The sequence below is a fragment of the Psychroflexus torquis ATCC 700755 genome, from assembly GCF_000153485.2.
Classification (GTDB): domain Bacteria; phylum Bacteroidota; class Bacteroidia; order Flavobacteriales; family Flavobacteriaceae; genus Psychroflexus; species Psychroflexus torquis.
Genome location: NC_018721.1, coordinates 200330 through 219382, shown reverse-complemented (window position 1 = coordinate 219382; position 19053 = coordinate 200330). Strand labels below are relative to the sequence as shown.

Annotated in this window: 22 protein-coding genes and 1 other RNA gene; 13 read left to right on the top strand and 10 right to left on the bottom strand. The window is 33.8% G+C overall.

All coding sequences use genetic code 11. From position 1 onward, the window contains the following. The first annotated feature begins 55 nt into the window (after positions 1-55). From P700755_RS00925 to P700755_RS00915, 3 genes are all read left to right on the top strand, one after another. Positions 56-985, top strand: coding sequence for a hypothetical protein (locus P700755_RS00925; RefSeq protein ID WP_015022874.1), 930 nt, complete (start codon positions 56-58; stop codon positions 983-985). 175 nt (positions 986-1160) lie between these two features. Beyond that, positions 1161-1874 carry a hypothetical protein gene (locus tag P700755_RS00920; RefSeq protein WP_015022873.1) on the top strand — a complete coding sequence of 238 codons (714 nt, stop codon included), beginning with the start codon at positions 1161-1163 and terminating at the stop codon, positions 1872-1874. 140 nt (positions 1875-2014) lie between these two features. Further along, positions 2015-2554, top strand: coding sequence for a hypothetical protein (locus P700755_RS00915; protein WP_015022872.1), 540 nt, complete (start codon positions 2015-2017; stop codon positions 2552-2554). A 690-nt stretch (positions 2555-3244) separates the two neighbouring features. Here P700755_RS00915 and ssrA read toward each other — a convergent pair. Further along, positions 3245-3646: a transfer-messenger RNA gene (ssrA, locus tag P700755_RS18950) on the bottom strand. A gap of 276 nt (positions 3647-3922) precedes the next feature. Between ssrA and P700755_RS00905 the strand changes: the two genes are divergently transcribed. Continuing rightward, the gene (locus P700755_RS00905) at positions 3923-5128 is read left to right on the top strand and encodes an NAD(P)-dependent oxidoreductase (protein ID WP_015022871.1); all 1206 of its coding nucleotides are present in this window, start codon (positions 3923-3925) and stop codon (positions 5126-5128) included. Between the two features lie 390 nt (positions 5129-5518). Here the strand turns inward: P700755_RS00905 and P700755_RS00900 are convergent, their stop codons facing one another. From P700755_RS00900 to gcvT, 4 genes are all read right to left on the bottom strand, one after another. Continuing rightward, positions 5519-6142 (bottom strand): NAD(P)H-dependent oxidoreductase, encoded by a 624-nt coding sequence (locus P700755_RS00900; RefSeq protein WP_015022870.1) that lies wholly within the window; start codon positions 6140-6142, stop codon positions 5519-5521. Positions 6143-6233: 91 nt separating this feature from the next. Next, positions 6234-6521 (bottom strand): 4a-hydroxytetrahydrobiopterin dehydratase, encoded by a 288-nt coding sequence (locus P700755_RS00895; RefSeq protein WP_015022869.1) that lies wholly within the window; start codon positions 6519-6521, stop codon positions 6234-6236. A 48-nt stretch (positions 6522-6569) separates the two neighbouring features. After that, entirely contained in the window at positions 6570-7382 is an 813-nt protein-coding gene (locus P700755_RS00890; RefSeq protein ID WP_083858460.1) for a sugar nucleotide-binding protein, read from the bottom strand. Positions 7383-7466: 84 nt separating this feature from the next. Then, complete coding sequence (gcvT, locus tag P700755_RS00885; RefSeq protein WP_015022867.1) at positions 7467-8549, bottom strand: glycine cleavage system aminomethyltransferase GcvT; 1083 nt, start codon at positions 8547-8549, stop codon at positions 7467-7469. A gap of 177 nt (positions 8550-8726) precedes the next feature. Between gcvT and P700755_RS00880 the strand changes: the two genes are divergently transcribed. Then, complete coding sequence (locus P700755_RS00880; protein WP_015022866.1) at positions 8727-9374, top strand: response regulator; 648 nt, start codon at positions 8727-8729, stop codon at positions 9372-9374. Here P700755_RS00880 and P700755_RS00875 read toward each other — a convergent pair. Continuing rightward, a complete protein-coding gene (locus P700755_RS00875; protein ID WP_015022865.1) occupies positions 9371-10066 on the bottom strand; it encodes a hypothetical protein in 696 nt (231 codons plus the stop codon). The genes P700755_RS00880 and P700755_RS00875 overlap by 4 nt on opposite strands. Positions 10067-10068: 2 nt before the next feature. Then, positions 10069-11484 (bottom strand): S41 family peptidase, encoded by a 1416-nt coding sequence (locus P700755_RS00870; protein ID WP_015022864.1) that lies wholly within the window; start codon positions 11482-11484, stop codon positions 10069-10071. Positions 11485-11581: 97 nt separating this feature from the next. Between P700755_RS00870 and P700755_RS00865 the strand changes: the two genes are divergently transcribed. From P700755_RS00865 to P700755_RS00845, 5 genes are all read left to right on the top strand, one after another. Further along, positions 11582-12091, top strand: a complete 510-nt coding sequence (locus tag P700755_RS00865) for an RNA polymerase sigma factor (protein WP_015022863.1) — start codon at positions 11582-11584, stop codon at positions 12089-12091. Beyond that, positions 12078-12512, top strand: coding sequence for a hypothetical protein (locus P700755_RS00860; RefSeq protein WP_015022862.1), 435 nt, complete (start codon positions 12078-12080; stop codon positions 12510-12512). Before P700755_RS00865 ends, P700755_RS00860 begins: the two co-directional genes overlap by 14 nt. Positions 12513-12516: 4 nt before the next feature. Beyond that, positions 12517-13050: a DUF4252 domain-containing protein gene (locus tag P700755_RS00855; protein ID WP_015022861.1), complete on the top strand. Its 534-nt coding sequence runs from the start codon at positions 12517-12519 to the stop codon at positions 13048-13050. A gap of 1 nt (position 13051) precedes the next feature. Then, positions 13052-13585 (top strand): DUF4252 domain-containing protein, encoded by a 534-nt coding sequence (locus P700755_RS00850; RefSeq protein WP_015022860.1) that lies wholly within the window; start codon positions 13052-13054, stop codon positions 13583-13585. 80 nt (positions 13586-13665) lie between these two features. Continuing rightward, positions 13666-14034: a DoxX family protein gene (locus P700755_RS00845; protein WP_015022859.1), complete on the top strand. Its 369-nt coding sequence runs from the start codon at positions 13666-13668 to the stop codon at positions 14032-14034. Here P700755_RS00845 and P700755_RS00840 read toward each other — a convergent pair. Beyond that, on the bottom strand, positions 14031-14732 hold the full coding sequence (locus P700755_RS00840; protein WP_015022858.1) for a hypothetical protein: 702 nt from the start codon (positions 14730-14732) through the stop codon (positions 14031-14033). The genes P700755_RS00845 and P700755_RS00840 overlap by 4 nt on opposite strands. Continuing rightward, positions 14729-15325 carry an acyl carrier protein phosphodiesterase gene (locus P700755_RS00835; RefSeq protein WP_015022857.1) on the bottom strand — a complete coding sequence of 199 codons (597 nt, stop codon included), beginning with the start codon at positions 15323-15325 and terminating at the stop codon, positions 14729-14731. Before P700755_RS00835 ends, P700755_RS00840 begins: the two co-directional genes overlap by 4 nt. 102 nt (positions 15326-15427) lie before the next feature. On the opposite strand from P700755_RS00835, the gene glmM reads away from it, so the two are divergent. After that, a complete protein-coding gene (glmM, locus tag P700755_RS00830; protein WP_015022856.1) occupies positions 15428-16813 on the top strand; it encodes a phosphoglucosamine mutase in 1386 nt (461 codons plus the stop codon). Positions 16814-16820: 7 nt separating this feature from the next. Here glmM and P700755_RS00825 read toward each other — a convergent pair whose 3' ends face one another. Continuing rightward, positions 16821-17702 carry a lysophospholipid acyltransferase family protein gene (locus tag P700755_RS00825; protein WP_015022855.1) on the bottom strand — a complete coding sequence of 294 codons (882 nt, stop codon included), beginning with the start codon at positions 17700-17702 and terminating at the stop codon, positions 16821-16823. 53 nt (positions 17703-17755) lie between these two features. Here P700755_RS00825 and P700755_RS00820 point away from each other — a divergent pair, with 53 nt between their 5' ends. Further along, positions 17756-18403 carry a rhomboid family intramembrane serine protease gene (locus tag P700755_RS00820; protein ID WP_015022854.1) on the top strand — a complete coding sequence of 216 codons (648 nt, stop codon included), beginning with the start codon at positions 17756-17758 and terminating at the stop codon, positions 18401-18403. Positions 18404-18473: 70 nt separating this feature from the next. Next, positions 18474-19031: a PASTA domain-containing protein gene (locus P700755_RS00815; protein ID WP_015022853.1), complete on the top strand. Its 558-nt coding sequence runs from the start codon at positions 18474-18476 to the stop codon at positions 19029-19031. Positions 19032-19053 lie beyond the last annotated feature (22 nt).

The window sequence follows — 19053 nt, the reverse complement described above, 5'->3', positions numbered from 1 at the left end:
TCGATTGCCTACCTTCCACACTAATCTTATACAAAACTGTTATGCCCAATAATAAATGAAAAACCTTGAAGCACTAAAAAAATGGATTGATACTATTATAAAGTTAGGCCCATTTATAATAGTTTTTGAAGTAATCATAGGCGCTATAATGGCCATCGCTTCGAGTCAAATTAAGGCTATTGATTCTCTTTGGTTTGGAATTTTAATTTTTTCAATTATTGTCTTCACTGCCATAAATATTTTTAAATATTTCAACGAAAAGAATTTCCCAAAACTGCTAATTGAAAATATTGAAAACGAGATAAATGAGGATACCCTTTCAAAAAGCTTTGCTAGAAAATCTCTAATTAATGATGCAATTGCATCAACTTTAATTGGACTAAACGACCAGACTTGCAAATTAACTAATAAAGCTGTCCCAAATTATGCTACTGAAGAAGAAATATCTAATCGGATGTGTGAGAAAGATATTGAAGATGGTGTATTAAATTTGCTTCGACCTTTTATAACTAACTTACATTTAGTTCTAGAAAGCTTCAACTCTAAATTTACAGTCGCAACTTATTTACAAAATATTGCTAGTGAAACACCTAAACAGGATATTGTTGAATACAATACTGGTATATATGTCCTAAAAGATGAACTTAAAATTAAAGAATCATTGATATGGGATTTGTTAGAAAGAACTGATTTAAAATCTGAAAAACAGGAGATTCAAAATATTCTTCGTTTGTCAATTAATAACAATCGTTTTGAAAATGGTAAATTCAAAATAAATGGCGAAGAATATTATTTATTGTCTTCTACAATACCAATAGTATGTGATGACGACCATCCAGATGGTTTATTCATTGTAATTGGAAAAGATTTAGGAAATGTCCCAAATGATATTGAAGAAATTTTCAGAATATTTAACAGGGTTCTTGCTAATTGGATTTCAAAATATAATGAATGTGTTTACAGTAGAATTAATTATAAAGAATAAAGGACATAACAACTTATATAAAAAACAGGCGAAGTAATCATAAAATCAAAGTTTTGTTTCATATCAAACTTTGTGTTTAACGGAAAGTTTAATGCCTCGAAATCGCCTAGTTTTATTTACTAAACGCTATCTGTAATTTAAAAAAAATCCGAAAATTAAAAAATAAAATAATTGAGTGGGAAAAGAAGAAAGAAAATTACCATCAGAAATTTTAAAAAAAGCAACTGGAATTGAGGAAATGCAAGACGGAATAATTAGTGGGGTAATTTCTACAATTCCTTGGCTTGGTTCAGTAATGAATGAAATATTTATTCAAGTTCCGAACAGAATCCAACAAAAGAGGATTAATGAAACCGTTCAGATTTTACAAGAAAAAGTAAGAAATATTGAAAATGACGAATTAGTTGAAAAATATATAGAAAGTGATGACTTTTATGATTTTAATATAAATTTTTGGAAATCCTCAATGAGAATTAGAGATGAAAAAATAAGAATCACATTAGCAAACGTATTTATGGATTCTATTATGACTCAAGAAAATTATGAATTAAGTGTAAATAGATTATTTCTCAATTTTTTAGTGAATTTATCACCAATTCAAATAATAATAATTTCCTACATTAATTCCAGTGAAGAAATTTTAGATAAAATTGAAACCTACGACAATTTCTTTTCAAGATACAATGAGTATAATAAAAGAATAGTAATTGAGCAATCTGAATTTAAGTTTTATTGTCTTGACTTGGAGAATAAAGGTCTAATTACAACAAATGGAGGTTTAATAGATTTTGGAGTTAATGACTATATATTGTATAACAGTACATACGAGAAACCTTCAGTTAAAACGACAGAATTAGGAAAAAGATTTATGGAATATATAATTAAGTAAATTAAAAATTAATTGCCTTGGTTTTGGCTTATTTAGGAAAGTCCTTGTGGACTTTCTATACAGTTATTATTTATTAAATTTATTGCTTAATCACAAAACTAATCTAGTACAACAACGTTTTAAAAAATTAAGAATAAATTATGGATGATTTTGATACTAGAAATTCATTGCACTTCTATACCTATATTGAGCATGCTGAAAGTCTAAAATTAGCAGCAGATGAAAATTTAGATTTATTCTTAGAAGTTGTTGAAAATTGGTTTACAGAAAATGACAGAATAAAAACTCTTGGATTAAGTCGATCTATAATGTTATTGTATTCGCTATCAATTGAATTAATTATAAAGGCACGCGCCCTTTTCATTGAAAAAGAAAATATTAAAAGTGGTCAAATAAAAACTTTTTATGATTTTATGAAAAAATGGAAAGGCAAAAGTAATGGCCATGATTATCTACAAATCGTTGAATATTATAAAATCAAACTTGATTCGTCAGAAATTGAATTATTAAAAAATTTTCAATCACACGCTGTTTGGGCTGGTAGGTTTCCTTTCCCTCATAAAGAATCTGAAATCATTATGCTTGAGGAAGGCTTATTTCACAGAGGTAGTTTAGGAATACAAAATAAATTTCAAATTCAAAACTTCATCAATAAGCAAGTGTCACTAATGAATAATTAACGTTTCACAATAACTAAGCATATGGCTCGTCGATAGGCCAAAGCTATATAATTTGTTGTCTGATCCGAGATTTTTAAATAAGGGGGAATTTGAGGAGTTGTCAAGAACCTTACAGGAGGAGAAGGTTGTTTTTAGAGTGCTTTGTATCCCTTTTTTTTCAGTTGGTTATCTAAATAAGGTGCTTTTTATTGGGATAGCTCTTTCTTGGTGTGAAAACTCTACTGGATACATAAAACATACTTGTTGTTGCAATCTATTTTACTTTGAACTAGAATTAATTAAATAAAAAAAATGTGCAAAAAAATATTTTTATTGATTGGCGGAATAATATCATTATTAATATTTATTGATACTATGTTCAATTCGGAACCTGAAATATTTTTTGGATATTCAATTAATGTTTGGTTAGTTAAAGCGTTTTGGTTTTTAAACACCCTTTTGATCTTTAATGCTTACAGAACAATTAAACAAAGTCACAAGAAAAATATATATAAATAAGTATAGAATCAGTTTTTTTGGATTAAAAAACGAATTGAATACGCTGTATCTTACTCAATCAGTTTATAAAAATATAGCTACATAATAACTAACCGATTATGCACAAACTTTCAAAAGTGGGAAACTGAATTTTTGTTAACTAATTTGAAAAACGAAAAAAACCCTCATATACACTGGGTATATGAGGGTTTATGGTGGAGTCGGGGAGACTCGAACTCCCGTCCAAACAAGCAATTCAATAGTCTTCTACACGCTTAGTTTTCTCTTGAATTTTCGAGACAAGACTGGCTGAAAACCACCTACCGTGTCCTTATTCTCAATTGAGCTTCACAAAAACATCAAGACCCTGTTTTAGCTATATTTACTTTACCGGTGCCTCTGGTGCAAACGCCGTAAATCAAGGCTTTTGCGAGACATCTTAGCCCGTTACCTGGTAACGGTTAAACATATCCTACTGTGATTCGGATTATGCAGCCAAGGCGTAGTTATCTTCGCCGTTTAAAAAAGTGTGAAACATGAGATTTACGAGCTATATTCCAGCGCTCGACGTGCTTACCATCCAATTGGCCTTGCTGTCAAAACCAAATCGACCCCATACTTACAAAGTCAGTAATTGAACTTAAATTTTCTATCACTTTATCTGTCAATGATCTTAAGTTGGGCGTTTCCCTTTGGTCGACTCTAGCCTTCCAAAGCGTCGGGCTATATGCTATATCCTCATTTCCGATACCTATCGGCAATGAGGGATGCCGCTTCTATCCCTAACGCGAGCGACTTCGATTATTAAAAAGAAGTAACCTCTCAAACTTGAAGCGCAAAAGTAGATATAAATACTATCTTTGAAGCAAAAAACATCTTAAAATAAAGCCTATGAAATTTGGACTTATCAAAGAACGCAAAACGCCACCAGATCGTCGTGTGGTCTTCTCTCCTGAGAAAGCTAAAACAGTCCAAAATCAATATCCCTATCTGGAATTTAAAGTAGAATCTTCAAACATTCGTATTTTCCCAGACACTGCATATGAGCAGCAAGGTCTTGAAATTACGGACGACTTGTCCAGTTGTGATGTGCTTTTGGGAGTCAAAGAAGTTCCTATTGAGGCTTTAATTCCTAAGGCGTCCTATTTTTTCTTTTCTCATACTATCAAAAAACAACCTTACAACCGAGATTTACTCAAAGCCGTTTTAGAGAAAAACATAGAGCTTTACGATCATGAAGTGATTACCAGTCCCACAGGAGGACGTCTTATTGGCTTTGGTCGCTATGCAGGTCTGGTTGGGGCTTATAATGGTTTTCGGGCTTTAGGCTTACGCGATGGTCTTTTCAATTTACCTAAAGTAGAGGGTCTTGAAGACTTAAAAGCCCTTCAGCAAGAGTTGGACACTATTAAAATTCCAAACTTAAAGATTTGTCTGTCTGGTTTAGGGAAAGTCGCCAAAGGCGCCAAGGAAATTTTAGATTATCTTCAGATTAAAAAAGTAGGGATAGAGCAGTACCTCAATACAACTTTTGATGAACCAGTATACACCGTTATTCATGTGATGGACTATAACCAGCGCAAAGATGGCAAACTTGGAAAGACCTCAGATTTCTTTTTTGATCCTACGTTTTATGAGTCCACTTTTATGCGTTTTGCCCAAGTAACCGATTTTTTTATAGCAGGGCACTTTTACGGTGATCATGCTCCCTATTTAATAACACGAGAAGACGCTAAGCGATCTGACTTTAAGATCAATCTTATTGCAGATATCAGTTGTGATATTGATGGACCAGTGGCGTCCACTTTAAGACCTTCTACTATTGCCGATCCGTTTTATGGTTATGATCCACAAACCGAGTCGGAAGTCGCCTTCGATGCTGAAGGTGCAATTACTGTAATGGCAGTCGATAACCTACCCTGTGAGCTTCCTAAAGATGCTAGTGAAGGCTTTGGCGATATGTTTGCAAAACATGTGATTCCTGCGTTTTTTAATGGAGACCTTGATGGAGTATTGGAACGGGCTAGAATGACTAAGGATGGAAAGCTTACGCCTCGCTATAGCTATTTACAGGATTTCGTAGATGGAAAAGAATAATTTAAAACGGTCTGAATTCATTTATCAATGTTAGTGACACTAACATTGATAAATTTTAAAATTCAATGATCTAATTGAATTTAGACCTATAATGTTGCAATAAATCATTTTTTTCGCCTGCTTTTTATCAAAAATAATTATCGTAGCTAAGGCTATGCTACTTATTTTTAAGTTTAATCAATAAAAAAACCTGTGCTGAGCTACGTCGTAGTTTAATTCAATTTATTCATAGGACATTACAAATTTAATTTGGAACTATATTCGGTTTCAATTTCTAACAGAGTAAAGAATCAATCCAGAATATCTCGATGGAATTAATTTTCAGTTCTAACCAAAAAAGACTTTTCAGGGGTCTGAAAAGTCTTTTAAAGTAGTCTAAATAGCTGAAAGTTAGTATTCAATAATCGTTTCAGTTTGAGGACGTCTTACTTTTTGAAAACCAGCAAATTTATCATCTTCTGCTCTGTAACCCACGGGTACGACTAGAGCTGAGGAAATACCTTTTTCATTGAGGTTTAAAATCCTATCGTAAGCCGCACTATCAAATCCTTCCATTGGACAGGCATCAATCTTTTCTGCAGCACAGATAGTCAATAAATTACCCAAGGCTAAATACGCCTGATTAATCGCCCATTTTTTAATATCTTGATCAGACTTTTTTCCAAAGTCCTTGATCAAAAATTCTCGAAAAGATTTTACGGTCTCATCTTTTGTATTTCGGATTTCTTTCTGCAGTTCAAAATTATGGTTGATAAATGGCTCATCAACTATATTTTCGGTACATATTACCAAAACGTGAGAGGCAGATTTTACTTGAATTTGATTATAGCTATTCTCGAAAAGTTTATCCTTAAGTTCTTGTTCTTTAATCACTACTAATCTTAAAGGTTGCAAACCGTAAGACGTAGGCGTTAAGTTAAAAGCTTTTTTAAGCATTTCCACTTTAGAGGAATCTATACGTTTGGTATTATCAAACTTTTTGGTTGCATATCTCCATTCTAGGGCATCAATCATTGTTGTCATATTTTAATTAGGACAAATGTAAAACTTAACTTAGTAAAGTGTTTAAGTTTTAATACAATTAACTCAACTTTTGTTAAATATCCTAGTTTTCAGAAACAATAGATTCTATAGTTTTAGCCATTTTAAAATCTTTTTCAGTAACGCCACCTGCATCATGAGTCGATAAACTGATTTCTAAGGTGTTGTAAACATTAAACCAGTTGGGATGGTGTTGTTGAGCTTCAGCTTCAAAAGCAATTCTCGTCATGGCAGAAAATGCGTCTTTAAAATCATTAAACTCTAGTGTGGTATGAATGGCGTCTTCGTTGTAAGACCAACCCTCTAATGATTCTAAATGGCTTTCAACTTCTTTTTGGGATAATGGTGTCATAAAAATTCTTTTTTTGTGAATTCTTAAAATACAAAAAAAAACTGATTATTACGACTTAAGCTTTGTTGAATTTTCAACGACCTCTTCAATGGTGATTTGTAGATTTTTTGGTAAGATATGCGTTTTAGGAATAATGGCGATATACCGGTCTTGGTTGGAGTTATATACATTTTTAAAAATTGGATTTTCCAAACCTAAACCTTTTAAAATATCATGTACTAATTCTTTATGATGAATAAGGTCTTGACTGCCAAGATGATAGACGCCTTCAAGATCGCGATTGATAAGGTAATGGACTTGTTGAGAAAACTTATCGTGAGTGGTAGCATTCATGACCACATTTGGAAATACCTCAATAGGTTCTTTTAAGTCATATAAAAGCTTCAATTCTTTTACCCGTGGGGAATTATGACCGTATATCATAGGTAACCTTACAATGTTATAAAGGTGATTAGGAATTCTGAATAAGGCATTTTCAATCTTTATTTTAAATCTGCCGTAAATACTTTCAGATAGAGTTTTGTCGTACTCATAGGAAGGGTAGTTGCTAAACACATCAAAAACATTGGCAGACGATAAAAAAATCAACTTCTTCTGAAACTTGATTAAATAAGCAATAATCTCAAAATGGGCGTGAGTTTGGGCTGTAAAATCACCTCTAATACAAGTAATAATAAGATCTGGAGCTAATTCCTGCAACAATAGATTTACGGATTCCGTTTCAGCATCCCATTGGAACATGCGTTTGTTTTTTTCTAAGTCAGCATGGTCTCTTGTAAAAGTGCCATAGACATCATAATAAGGAGACAATTCTTTGAAGAGGGCATTGCCTAGAAAACCACTAGCACCGAGAATTAATATTTTTTTGGTGTGTTTGATATACTTAAAACTTAATAAGCTATTTCCGAAATTTAGAAATAGCCTAAGATTATATAAAATTCAGGCTTAAGCCTTGTAAAATGGGGGCTTTACAATAGTCGCTTTTATTGTTTTCTTTCTTATTTGGATACAAATAGAAGTTCCAAATTTAGAGTGTTCTGTTTTAACATAACCCATACCGATAGCTTTTTTAAGACTAGGGGACATTGTACCTGAGGTGACATGACCTATGTCATGGCCTTCTTCGTCTACAATAGCGTAACCATGTCTTGGTATACCTTTTTCCTGTAGTTCAAAAGCAACAAGCTTTCTGCAAGGACCATTTTCCTTTTCTGCTTTCAAAGCCTCAGCGTTGATAAAGTCTTTGGTGAATTTAGTAATCCAACCTAACTTAGCTTCAATTGGAGAGGTTGTGTCATCGATATCGTTACCATATAGACACATGCCCATTTCTAAACGCAACGTATCTCGAGCGGCTAATCCAATAGGCTTAATTCCAAAGTCTTTTCCAGCGGCAAATACTGAAGTCCAAATCAACTCAGCATCTTTATTTTTAAAATAAATTTCGAATCCACCGCTTCCAGTATATCCCGTGGCCGAAATAATCACATCTTGAGCTCCCGCAAACTCACCTACGGCAAAATGATAAAATTTGATAGCAGATAGGTCTAGGGGTGATATGCTTTGCATGGCTTCCAAAGCTTTAGGGCCTTGTATAGCTAACAAAGAATACTCATCAGATAAATTTGTAGGAATAGCATCAAATGTGTTGTGTTGGTTTACCCACTTCCAATCTTTCTCTATGTTGGAAGCATTTACTACCATCATAAATTTTTCGTTGTGAAACTTATAGATGATGAGATCGTCTATAATTCCTCCTGTCTCGTTTGGCATGCACGTGTACTGTGCTTGACCATCGATAAGTATGGAGGCATCATTACTGGTTATTTTTTGAATAAGCTGTAAAGCTTCTTTTCCTTCAATAAAAAATTCACCCATATGGGAGACATCAAAAACACCAAGAGATTGCCTTACGGTTTCATGTTCTTCATTTACTCCGGTATAAGATACGGGCATATCATAACCTGCAAAAGGGACTATTTTAGCTCCAAGTTGTTTATGAATTTCGGTAAGTGCAGTTGATTTCATATCGCTTATTTTAGAAATTGCAAATTTAAAATTTAAATCAAGATTTAGCTCAGCAAATCTTTCATTTCATCAAATAAAACCTTGGTTTTATTTTTTTCGCATCTAAGCGTGAATAAAGTTGTAGTATTTAAACTACTTTTCATACCTTAGTATAAATTTATACCCAATTTAAATAATTTGAAAAAAATTACTAAAATTATTCTAGCAGACGATCATGATGTAGTCAAGCATGGGGTAGAGTCTATTTTACGACAAACTATCTCTGGTCCAGAAATTATAAAGGTATCTTCTGTCAACGAGTTAAGAAATCAAATGTTGTGTCATGAAGATATTCATCTTATCATTTTGGACATCAAAATGCCTGGTGGGAATACTGTGGAGACTGTAAAAAACATAAAAGCTAATTATCCTGAAACCAAAATTTTGATGTATTCTGCTTATGAAGAGCCTCAATATGCCATCAATTTTATTAGAAATGGGGCAGATGGATACTTAGGAAAATCACAACCACTTCAAAAAATAGCCTTAGCTATTAAAGTTTTAGAAAACGATAAACGGTTTGTAGATGAAAATATCGAAGATGAGGTGTTTAACAATAATGGAGCAAATGATCTATCCTTATCTAATATTTTGTCCCATCGGGAATTTCAGATATTAGCTCTTTTGGCAGAAGGGAAGTCAAACATAGATATTTCAGGTGAGCTTAATCTTCAGAAATCAACGGTGAGTACTTATAAGAAACGCATTATGCAAAAGCTAAATATCAATAATAATATTGGGTTAGTGGATGCGTATAGAACAGGCTTCAATAACTTTGTCGATTAAGACATTGCCTTAGATAGCACTACTTCCACACAAAGCAGTTTTAGAGTTTTGGTATAATTGATTTTTGCTTGCATTGCATTCAATACCGAGTCGACTAGAGGTTGGTGTTTTAAGTCGTTAATTATAATATCAATCTTTGTGTCATCTAAAGGCTGACTTAAATCTCCACTTAAAGTAATTTTCAGATCTTTTTTACAAGGCATCACTTCAATTGATATTAATTGGAATTCAATCTTCGTTAATTCCTTGATCAATGAAAATAAGAGATAATGATATAGCTCTGGGAAATTAACAATTTTAGCAGTCAGGTTTCCTTTTAGGTTTATGGATTTTTCGTCTATCTTCAGCAAGTCTAGGCTTGAAGTCATGAGTTCTATTAGGCTCGTTTTCGGTAACCCAGTTAGATGCAGTATAGACTTTCCTTCCGTGACTAGTTGCTTGGCTTGATCGCTAAGTATGGTAGTAGAGGAAGAAATAACACGGCCTGTTTCTATTAAGTCTTCTTGATTTTTACTACCGATTTGAGATTGAAGAATTTCCGAAGAAAATTTTAAGTAACTAAGTGGAGAGGCTAAGTCGTGAGATACTTTGTTTAATAACGATTTATATTCTGCTTTTAGATTTATGAACAAGAGTGACATCTCAACTTGCCGCTGTAAATTTTTAAATATCAGCTGGTTTTCCTCTTCCAAGATTATTTATTTTTATATTCTATATACATTCTTTGAAAGCTTGGAGAACTCATGTCGTCTTCCCCTAAAAGTTCAATAGAGTGTATTGATTTTGATTCATTTGACGTCGGAGCAAACCCAGGGATAATTTCCTGAAGAGCTCTATTGAGTAAAGTTTCATTAGGATCACCTAGTATACCAAGATTTGAAAAACTTTCATTTAACTCAATATCTGGATCTAAACCATCGAAAAAGTCAGTGAATCCATCCTTATTGGCTGTCTTTAAAATTAGCGGCTGAATGGCGTAGGTATGTTCTAAACTTACATTGTTTCTGGTATAATCTTCAGAATCATAAAGAGTGGCAGAGCCTTCAAACTTTCCTTCGGTTGTGTCGCCAATTTGGACCACATCGATGTAAGGGTTTAGCGCATTGATGACTAGTTCACTAGCAGAGGCTGAAGAGCCTGTGGTTAAGATAAAAACGCGAGATAAGTTTAAGTTATTGATGGCTTCACCTGTATTGATTTGGTTATCAAAGATGAGATTTCTGGGTTCAAAATTGGCGTTGAAAAGCTGTTGAGCGAAAACTTGGTCGTTAAATTGTCCAGTAATCATACTCGATAAGTCTTTGGCCGTTTCGATACTCCCACCAGAATTATATCTTAAATCTAAAACTAGGTCGCTAATACCTTCAGAAGCAAAATTTGCAAATACAGCATTGAGCTCCGTATTAAATGGCGTCCTGAAGTTATTATACATCAGATAACCTATTTTAAGGCCTTCAATATCCAAAACACGTTGGTCATGGATTGGGTTTTCTGTCAATTGAACTTTGTTTAATGCGACTTCTTGATCAAGTTGAACGAGGTCTCCACCTTGAAGTTCTGCCAACCCAAGGGTATAACTTGCAGGATTTAGGAGTGGATTGAAATCTGTATCTGGTGAAAAGATTATGCCATCTATACGGTTAAAAATCATCCCTCTTTCCAAACCTGCAGAGTCTGCTGGGGAACCCGGAATAACGTATCTCACATAGCCAAAAACCGTATTCGTTCCTATAAATCTAATTAAACCGAATGCCATTCCATTATCAAGAGAAATTCCATCTAAATTTTGCTCAAGTGTAACAAAATCTGATACCAGAAAACTATACCGATCCTGGTCTGCCAATAGAGAATTGAAAAATTCTGTTGGTAGTTTTATACTGCTCAAAAAGTCTCTATACTCGGGAGTGTTTTCAAATCTATCGTCTGCCAAATCTGGAGAATCGCTTTTGTATACATAAAATGTATTCATAGCCTTCCACATGTAATCTTTTATATCTTCTTGATTTGCGAGCTCGTTGATATTGGTAATATTATCATCCCGGTCATCTTGGCAAGAATTCAAGAATAAGAGGGATAGACCTACAAATACAAAAAGTTTTAATATTTTCATTTGTCAAATTTTAGATAAAAATAAACAAATTTGCGAAAGTTCTTTAAGAATGTAACAAAACATATCTTGCATCGTCTTCTTTAAAAACAGACTCAATATGACTTCTGAAGATTATAACAAACATATACTGCCTGTAAGTGATAAAATATTTAGGTTTTCACTGCGTTTGTTGTCTTCTGAAGCTGGAGCTAAAGATGCAACCCAAGATGTTCTTATGAAATTATGGAATATGAAAGCGAAGTTATCGGCGGTAACCAATGTGGAAGCTTATGCCATGACGATGACCAAAAACTTATGTTACGATGTTTTAAAATCGAAACACCACAAAACGCTCGAGTTGGTCCATAATTCTTATTCTGAAACTGACTCAGGACTTGGATCTCAAATTGAAGCTAGAGACGAAGTTGACTTGGTCAAGAAATTTATTGATGCTTTGCCAGATCAGCAAAGAGCTATCATACAGTTAAGAGACGTCGAGCAATTTTCGAATAAAGAAATTGAAGAAATTATGGGAATGAACTCTACATCCGTGAGAGTGGCCTTATCGAGAGCTAGAAAAAAGATTATGAACGAATTAAAAAAAACGTCTGCCTATGGACTTCAGTAAAGCATATATAACCAAGTTGTTGGATCTTTATGACGATGGAGAAACAACTTTAGAACAAGAACGCGACTTAAAGTCTTACTTTGCTAGTGAGTTTTACGATAAAGACTTCGAGCCTTACGCTCTTCTATTCAGCTATTTTGAAACTGAATCAAAAACCACTTCAAAAGTAAAACTTGATGTTGAATCTCCTAAGCCTAATAAGTTCTTATGGCTCAACATCGCGGCGAGTATAGTTGTTGTTATCGGTGCTGTATGGTTTTTTACATATTATGAAAAGCAACAGGATATGCAAGAAGCTAGAATAGCTTTCGAAAAAACACAAAATGCACTGAACTTTCTGTCCTTTAATATGAATGAAGGTTTGGAAAAATTGGAATATATAGAAGTATTCAACACTCAAAAAAACAAAATAATAAAATAAAGCTATGAAACGAATTAAAATTTTAGGTCTAATAATGGCCGTCGCTTGTATGAGCACAACTGCAGTGGCTCAGGATTTTAGTAAATATGATAATGTAAGAGAGATCACCTCTATTGTTGTTAATAAAAGCATGTTTAAATTAATGAGTAAACTCGATCTCGGCAGTGATGATGAAGACGTGAAGTCCTATTTGGAGCTAGTAGAAAATCTAGAGGACATAAAGGTATATACCACCGAAAGTCTTGACTATGGAAAACAGCTTCAAGCTGATTTTAACATCTTAAAATCTAAGAATAACTTAGAGGAATTGATGCGAATTAAAGATGATGGTAAAAATGTAAACTTTTATATCAAACCCGGTAAAACAGATGACTATGTGAGTCAACTCTTGATGTTTATTAATTCATCAGAAGCTTCAGATACGCAATCGGTTTTGATGGTCATCAACGGAAATATTGACTTGAAAAACATATCAAAGTTAACCAGTCAAATGAATATCCCTGGAGCAAAATCTTTAGAAAACATAAAAAATAAGTAAGATGAAATCATTCATAATAGGTTTAGTAGCTTTAAGTACTTTGTTGGCTTGTGATTCCAACCCAAGTCTTCAAAAGTATTTAGTTGAAAAAGAAAGTAATCCTGAATTTATTTCAGCAAGTTTATCAATGGATCTTCTTATTCAAAACCTAGACAGCTTAAGTCTAGAGGAAAAGGAGAGTGTACAGAAAATCGAAAAAATAAATGTTCTTGCTCTTCTTAAAGATAAAGGAGAATTCACATTAGAAGAAGAAAGGACTGCATTGCGAACCATCTTAAACCAAACAGAATACAAGTCTCTTATCAATTTTAACGGAGCAGACCGGGAGGCTAAATTTCTGTATTCTGGTAATGAAGGGGATATTCAAGAAATTGTCTTTTTTGGATACGATGTCAAAATGGGGATGTTGCTGCTGAGAATGAGGGGAAGTAATATTGAACCCAACGATATATTTAAAATAACCCAAATGGGAGATCAACTTAATCTAGGAGCAATTTCTGGTTTTGAAGGTCTTATGGAAGATTCGATGCAATAAACTTAAAGAGCGATTAAAATTTTGTTATATGTTCTTGTTCTTTGAATTTATTTAAGATATTTATGAAAAATTAAACATTTATGGATATTTTTATTATAATTTTAAAAATCATTATTATTATCGGCATTTTAAATGTCTGGTTATTAAGGTTTAATACTAAAACGGAATGGAGAGGGAATGGAGCTAGTAATATGAATGAAGAATTCAGTAATTATGGCTTGCCTAGTTGGTTTGTTCCTGTAATTGGTTTTCTTAAAATAGGTTTTGCTGCACTTTTAGTTATAAGTATTTTCAAAACGGATGCAAATCTTGGTCTTATTGGAGCCGTAGGTATGGGGGTTTTAATGATAGGAGCTATTGGTATGCACGTCAAAATTAAAGATACTCTCAAGCGTTCATTACCCGCTTTTTTAATGCTTGTGATGTCCGCTATTATCGCTTTATTTTAGTTTGAAGTTTCAAGGTTTGTAATAGAAATGGGCAAACCAAAAATCGTTTTTTCCTTAGACAAAATCATATCAGACTGGGTTTCTACCCAGTCTTTCCATTTAGAAGTAACTCCACCTATAGGAATTATTGAAACCCACATTTTGAAAGCTTTAGGTCTATAATTTTCATCGACAATCCAAAGATAGGAATCACCTGGTGTAGATCCTCCCGAGGTATAGGTTACTAATAAGGCTTCTTTTCCTTCCACATTCACAATTTTTCTTTCTACTTCATCACCCATCAGTTTATAAGGTGCAATTAACCAAAAGGAATCATTATTAAAGTTCTTAATAGCCCTCTGGATGTGTTGCTGACGTATCTTGTCGTCCATAACTTTAGGAGATATAATTTGACTAGCCTCATAATCTTTTAAATTTAGCCTCACCACCTCGTCACCAGATTTTACCAGCACATAATTTTGATCTTTATGCCATTCATAAGAATGCATTCCCGCAAACGTCCAGCTAATCACCTTGGTGTTTTTGTAAGCATCATAGTTAAGCTCTTTTAAAATCTTTTTGGCAAATTCATCGGCTTTAGCACCTTCTGTGCCTTCTGGCAAGTCTTCAGAAATGATCACTCCAATTGCTGTTAGTACTACAACTATACAGAGGATGATAATTCCAATATACTTAAGTGTCTTCCAAATCCATTTCATAAATTCTGATTGATACTTTTAATTTTTTCTTTACAAAACGCTCTTATGTCTTCAAAAAACGATTCAAATTCGTCTTCAAATTCTTTTTGATGATCTATATAAATATCTACTCCCTTTTGAAGAGCAGTATCATGCTTAGTCTTGTTGTTCATTTGTTTTAAAATTTCGCGTAAACCTTCAATACTTGCATAACTCACCAGCCAGTTATGTTCTATCATATATGGAACAGCTCTGGATATTTTCTTAGGTAAGGTATCCATATTTGCGTCTAGAAGCAGATAAAAATCCTCTGCAAACAGGTTTAAGTCCATTTTGGAATAGGTGTTCCAATTTTTTGCTAATATATGGTCATAAATCATATCGATAACAACACCGTTGTAGTGTCCTACAGCATCAAAGAAGCGATGGGACCCTTTTGAGACTAAAGGGTGGTGATCTGTAAAATCGTCTATAGCTCTATGGAGTATGATCCCTTTTTGAATGTCTTTTGGAAATTTTTTGTAAGACTTTCCTTTGATTTCATCGGCGATAAAATTTCCTAGTTTTAAAAAATCATCATTTCCAGAAAGGTAGATGTGAGCTAAATAATTCATTGCTCTAAAGTATATTTTCTTATCACTTTTAGCAAATTATTATGGAGTTAAATCTATGGACTTGTATATTTACACTTAAAAACTTTTTAAATCCAAACAAATATGACATTAATCAAATCTATTTCAGGAATTCGAGGTACTATCGGCGGCAAAGTGGGTGAGAATTTAACCCCCTTAGATGTTGTTAAATTTTCTGCAGCTTATGGAAAATGGATCAAAACACAACGAAGAAAAGATAATTACAAAGTTGTTGTTGGTCGTGACGCCAGAATTTCCGGAAAAATGGTTCAATCACTAGTGATGCAGACCTTATCCGGAATGGGTATTCATGTGGTGGATTTGGAACTGTCTACGACACCTACTGTAGAAGTTGCTGTGACTATGGAACATGCCGACGGCGGCATTATTCTTACGGCAAGCCATAATCCTAAACAATGGAATGCCTTAAAGTTACTCAATAAAGACGGGGAGTTTCTAAATGCAGAAGAGGGTGAACAGATTTTAAAATTTGTAGAAGAGGAAGATTTTGATTTTGCAGAGGTTAACGATTTAGGAAAAATATCATTTCATAATGCTTACATAGATTTACATATAGAAGAGGTGCTAAAACTCAACTTGGTAGAAGTCGACCGGATTAAGAATTCCAAATTTAAAGTGGTAGTCGACGCCGTAAATTCATCGGGAGGTATTTCTATACCCCCTCTTTTGGAAATGCTAGGGGTAGAGGTCGTGAAATTATACTGTGAGCCCACGGGAGAGTTTCCTCATAATCCAGAACCCTTGGCTAAAAACCTTCAAGACTTATCCAAGTTGGTTAAGGAAGAACATGCAGATTTGGGCATCGCTGTAGATCCCGATGTCGATAGACTGGCCTTGGTCGATGAAAAAGGGGAGATGTTTGGAGAGGAATATACCTTAGTGAGCGTAGCTGATTATGTTTTAAGTCGTAAAAAAGGAGCGACGGTGAGCAATTTATCTTCTTCTAGGGCTTTGAGAGATGTTACAGAAAAGCATGGCTGTGAGTATTTTGCAAGTGCTGTAGGAGAGGTTAATGTAGTCGCTAAGATGAAAGAAGTGAAAGCGGTGATTGGTGGAGAGGGTAACGGAGGAGTCATTTACCCAGAGTCTCACTACGGAAGAGATAGCTTGGTAGGGGTTGCCCTATTTTTAAGTTTATTGGCTGAACGAGAAATAAAAGTATCGGAGCTCAGACAGACTTATACTTCCTATTTTATGGCTAAAGAAAAAATAGAGCTTACACCAGACTTGGATGTCGATAAGGTGTTGGAGGCTATCGCTAAAACATATCAAACTGAAGATATAACGACTATTGATGGTGTGAAAATTGACTTTAAAGAGAACTGGGTTCATCTAAGAAAGTCCAATACAGAACCTATCATCAGAATTTATACGGAAGCTAAAAGTCAGGACGAAGCTGATAATTTAGCCAAGCGTTTTATTTTTGAACTCAGGGAGCTTAGTAGCTAAATTAAATCTATTCGCTGGAAACTCGCCTGTGTTTCCAGCGCTTATGGGTCCAGAGGTAATACTCTGGAGCTTCGAGTATTTGATTTTCAACGAATTTTAAAAATTGATCGGTAATCTCAAAATCAGCAACACCTATGGGTTCTTTGACAATTGTCTTAAACGTGGCTTCATAATGCCCGCGTTTAATTTTTTTGACACTACAAAAAACAATACTGGAGTCTAATTTTTTAGCTATCATCTCTGCACCGGTATGAACAGGAACTTCTATGCCCATAAATTTTTGCCAGTGATACGCTTTATCGATTTTAGGAGATTGGTCAGAAATAAAACCACTGATAGATGTTTTATTTTCGGCTTTAGCCTTTAATAAAGTTGGAATAATTTCTTTTGTAGTAATGAGATCACTGTTGTACTTAGCTCGAGTTTTTTTAATGAGTCTATCAAAATATTTATTTTTTAATCTTTTATAAACAGCATAACCTCTAGATTTTAGATGTCTTTGCATAATAAAAATCCATTCCCAATTACCATAATGAGCCATCATTACAACAACGCTTTTCCCTTCGTTCTCAATTTTTTGAATTTCGTCAATATTAATAAGTGAATAGCGTCTTTTGATTTCTTCTTCAGAAATGGTTAAAGATTTGATTGATTCAAAAATCAAATCACAAAAATGTTTATAAAACTCTTTAGCAATCTTTGCTTTCTCTTGCTTCGATTTTTTAGGAAAGGCTAAATTCAAATTTCCAAGAACGACTGTTTTACGGTATCTAAAGATTTTAAAAATCACAATAAAAAAGACATCAGAAAGGAAATATAAAACCTTGAAGGGTAAAATCGAAATCAACCAAATAAAGGGATAAACTAAATAAAAAACCAGTGCATGCATCACTCAAAATTTCGCCAAAGATAGGTATATTTGGCGTTTACTGATTTAAAATTATGGGTGGAATCGATTTAGTTATTATAGCGGTTATTGCTGCAAATGTTTTGATGTCTTTTAAAGGATTTAAGGATTCTCAATTCTTCAATAAGTATAAATTTGACGTGTCTTCCATAAAGGCCGGTGATAAAATAAGAGTTTTGAGTTCGGGATTTCTTCATGTGGATACTACTCATCTTTTCGTAAATATGTTGACCCTCTATTTTTTTGCTTCTAGTGTTACAAGTTTTTTAGGGACAACGGGATTCTTGTTGGTCTATTTTGGAAGTTTGATTATAGGAAATCTATTGTCTCTTTATTTTCACAAAGATGACTATGGGTATACTGCAGTTGGAGCTAGTGGCGCTGTTGTAGGAGTCCTTTACGCAGCCATTCTGCTCCAGCCCGATATGATGTTAGGTTTATTCTTCATTATTCCTATGCCAGCGTATGTATTTGGAATAGGCTATTTGTTTTATTCCATTTGGGCAATGAAAGCTAGAAGAGATAATGTAGGTCATGATGCCCACTTTGGTGGAGCGATGGGAGGGTATTTTATTACTCTATTGCTATCGCCTTGGGTATTAAAAGAACACCTACTCATGGTTATTCTGCTAGCGGTTCCTATTTTAGTTTTGTTTGTTTTACAAAAGATGGGAAAACTATAATTTTAAGAATATATGTCTAGTTCATTTCATTCTATAATTCGCTTATCTATATTTGTATTTAATTTCACCTATGAAACTCTTTAAATTTATATTCAGTAAGACTTTTTTGGTTCAATTGATTCTAGCAGTTGTTGTTTTAGTCGCTTTGATATTTGGAGCTTTAAAGTACCTTGATGTAACTACCAATCACAACGAAACGATTGAGGTTCCTGACCTTTCAAAGTTTCAATTGGACATCGTAGACAAGAAACTTGAAGAAATGAATCTGAGAAGAGAAATATTAGACTCAGCTAGTTTTAATCCAAAATACCCACCATTTTCTGTCCTGGATCAAGTTCCAAAACCAGGAAAACGGGTAAAAGTAAATAGAAAAATATACATTACGCTTAATCCTTCAGGATATATCGATGTTGAAATTCCTCAAAATTTAATTCGAAAAACAAGGCGACAGGTAGAGCCTACCTTAATAGCTTTGGGTTTTAAAATTGGAAAGATTATAATGAGACCCGATATTGCTAAGGGAGCTATATTAGAATTAAGACATAAAGGAGAGACCATAGAGGCTGGGGATTTTCTTCAGAAGAGCAGTACTATAGACCTAGTGGTCGGAGATGGTAGTTTAAGATAAAATAATCAATAAGAGTTTACAA

Coding starts and splice junctions, on each gene's coding strand:
- P700755_RS00925 (WP_015022874.1), top strand. CDS start 56: ATGAAAAACCTTGAAGCACTAAAAAAATGGATTGATACTATTATAAAG.
- P700755_RS00915 (WP_015022872.1), top strand. CDS start 2,015: ATGGATGATTTTGATACTAGAAATTCATTGCACTTCTATACCTATATT.
- P700755_RS00905 (WP_015022871.1), top strand. CDS start 3,923: ATGAAATTTGGACTTATCAAAGAACGCAAAACGCCACCAGATCGTCGT.
- P700755_RS00900 (WP_015022870.1), bottom strand. CDS start 6,142: ATGATTGATGCCCTAGAATGGAGATATGCAACCAAAAAGTTTGATAAT.
- P700755_RS00895 (WP_015022869.1), bottom strand. CDS start 6,521: ATGACACCATTATCCCAAAAAGAAGTTGAAAGCCATTTAGAATCATTA.
- gcvT (WP_015022867.1), bottom strand. CDS start 8,549: ATGAAATCAACTGCACTTACCGAAATTCATAAACAACTTGGAGCTAAA.
- P700755_RS00870 (WP_015022864.1), bottom strand. CDS start 11,484: ATGAAAATATTAAAACTTTTTGTATTTGTAGGTCTATCCCTCTTATTC.
- P700755_RS00865 (WP_015022863.1), top strand. CDS start 11,582: ATGACTTCTGAAGATTATAACAAACATATACTGCCTGTAAGTGATAAA.
- P700755_RS00860 (WP_015022862.1), top strand. CDS start 12,078: ATGGACTTCAGTAAAGCATATATAACCAAGTTGTTGGATCTTTATGAC.
- P700755_RS00855 (WP_015022861.1), top strand. CDS start 12,517: ATGAAACGAATTAAAATTTTAGGTCTAATAATGGCCGTCGCTTGTATG.
- P700755_RS00850 (WP_015022860.1), top strand. CDS start 13,052: ATGAAATCATTCATAATAGGTTTAGTAGCTTTAAGTACTTTGTTGGCT.
- P700755_RS00845 (WP_015022859.1), top strand. CDS start 13,666: ATGGATATTTTTATTATAATTTTAAAAATCATTATTATTATCGGCATT.
- P700755_RS00840 (WP_015022858.1), bottom strand. CDS start 14,732: ATGAAATGGATTTGGAAGACACTTAAGTATATTGGAATTATCATCCTC.
- P700755_RS00835 (WP_015022857.1), bottom strand. CDS start 15,325: ATGAATTATTTAGCTCACATCTACCTTTCTGGAAATGATGATTTTTTA.
- glmM (WP_015022856.1), top strand. CDS start 15,428: ATGACATTAATCAAATCTATTTCAGGAATTCGAGGTACTATCGGCGGC.
- P700755_RS00825 (WP_015022855.1), bottom strand. CDS start 17,702: ATGCATGCACTGGTTTTTTATTTAGTTTATCCCTTTATTTGGTTGATT.
- P700755_RS00820 (WP_015022854.1), top strand. CDS start 17,756: ATGGGTGGAATCGATTTAGTTATTATAGCGGTTATTGCTGCAAATGTT.
- P700755_RS00815 (WP_015022853.1), top strand. CDS start 18,474: ATGAAACTCTTTAAATTTATATTCAGTAAGACTTTTTTGGTTCAATTG.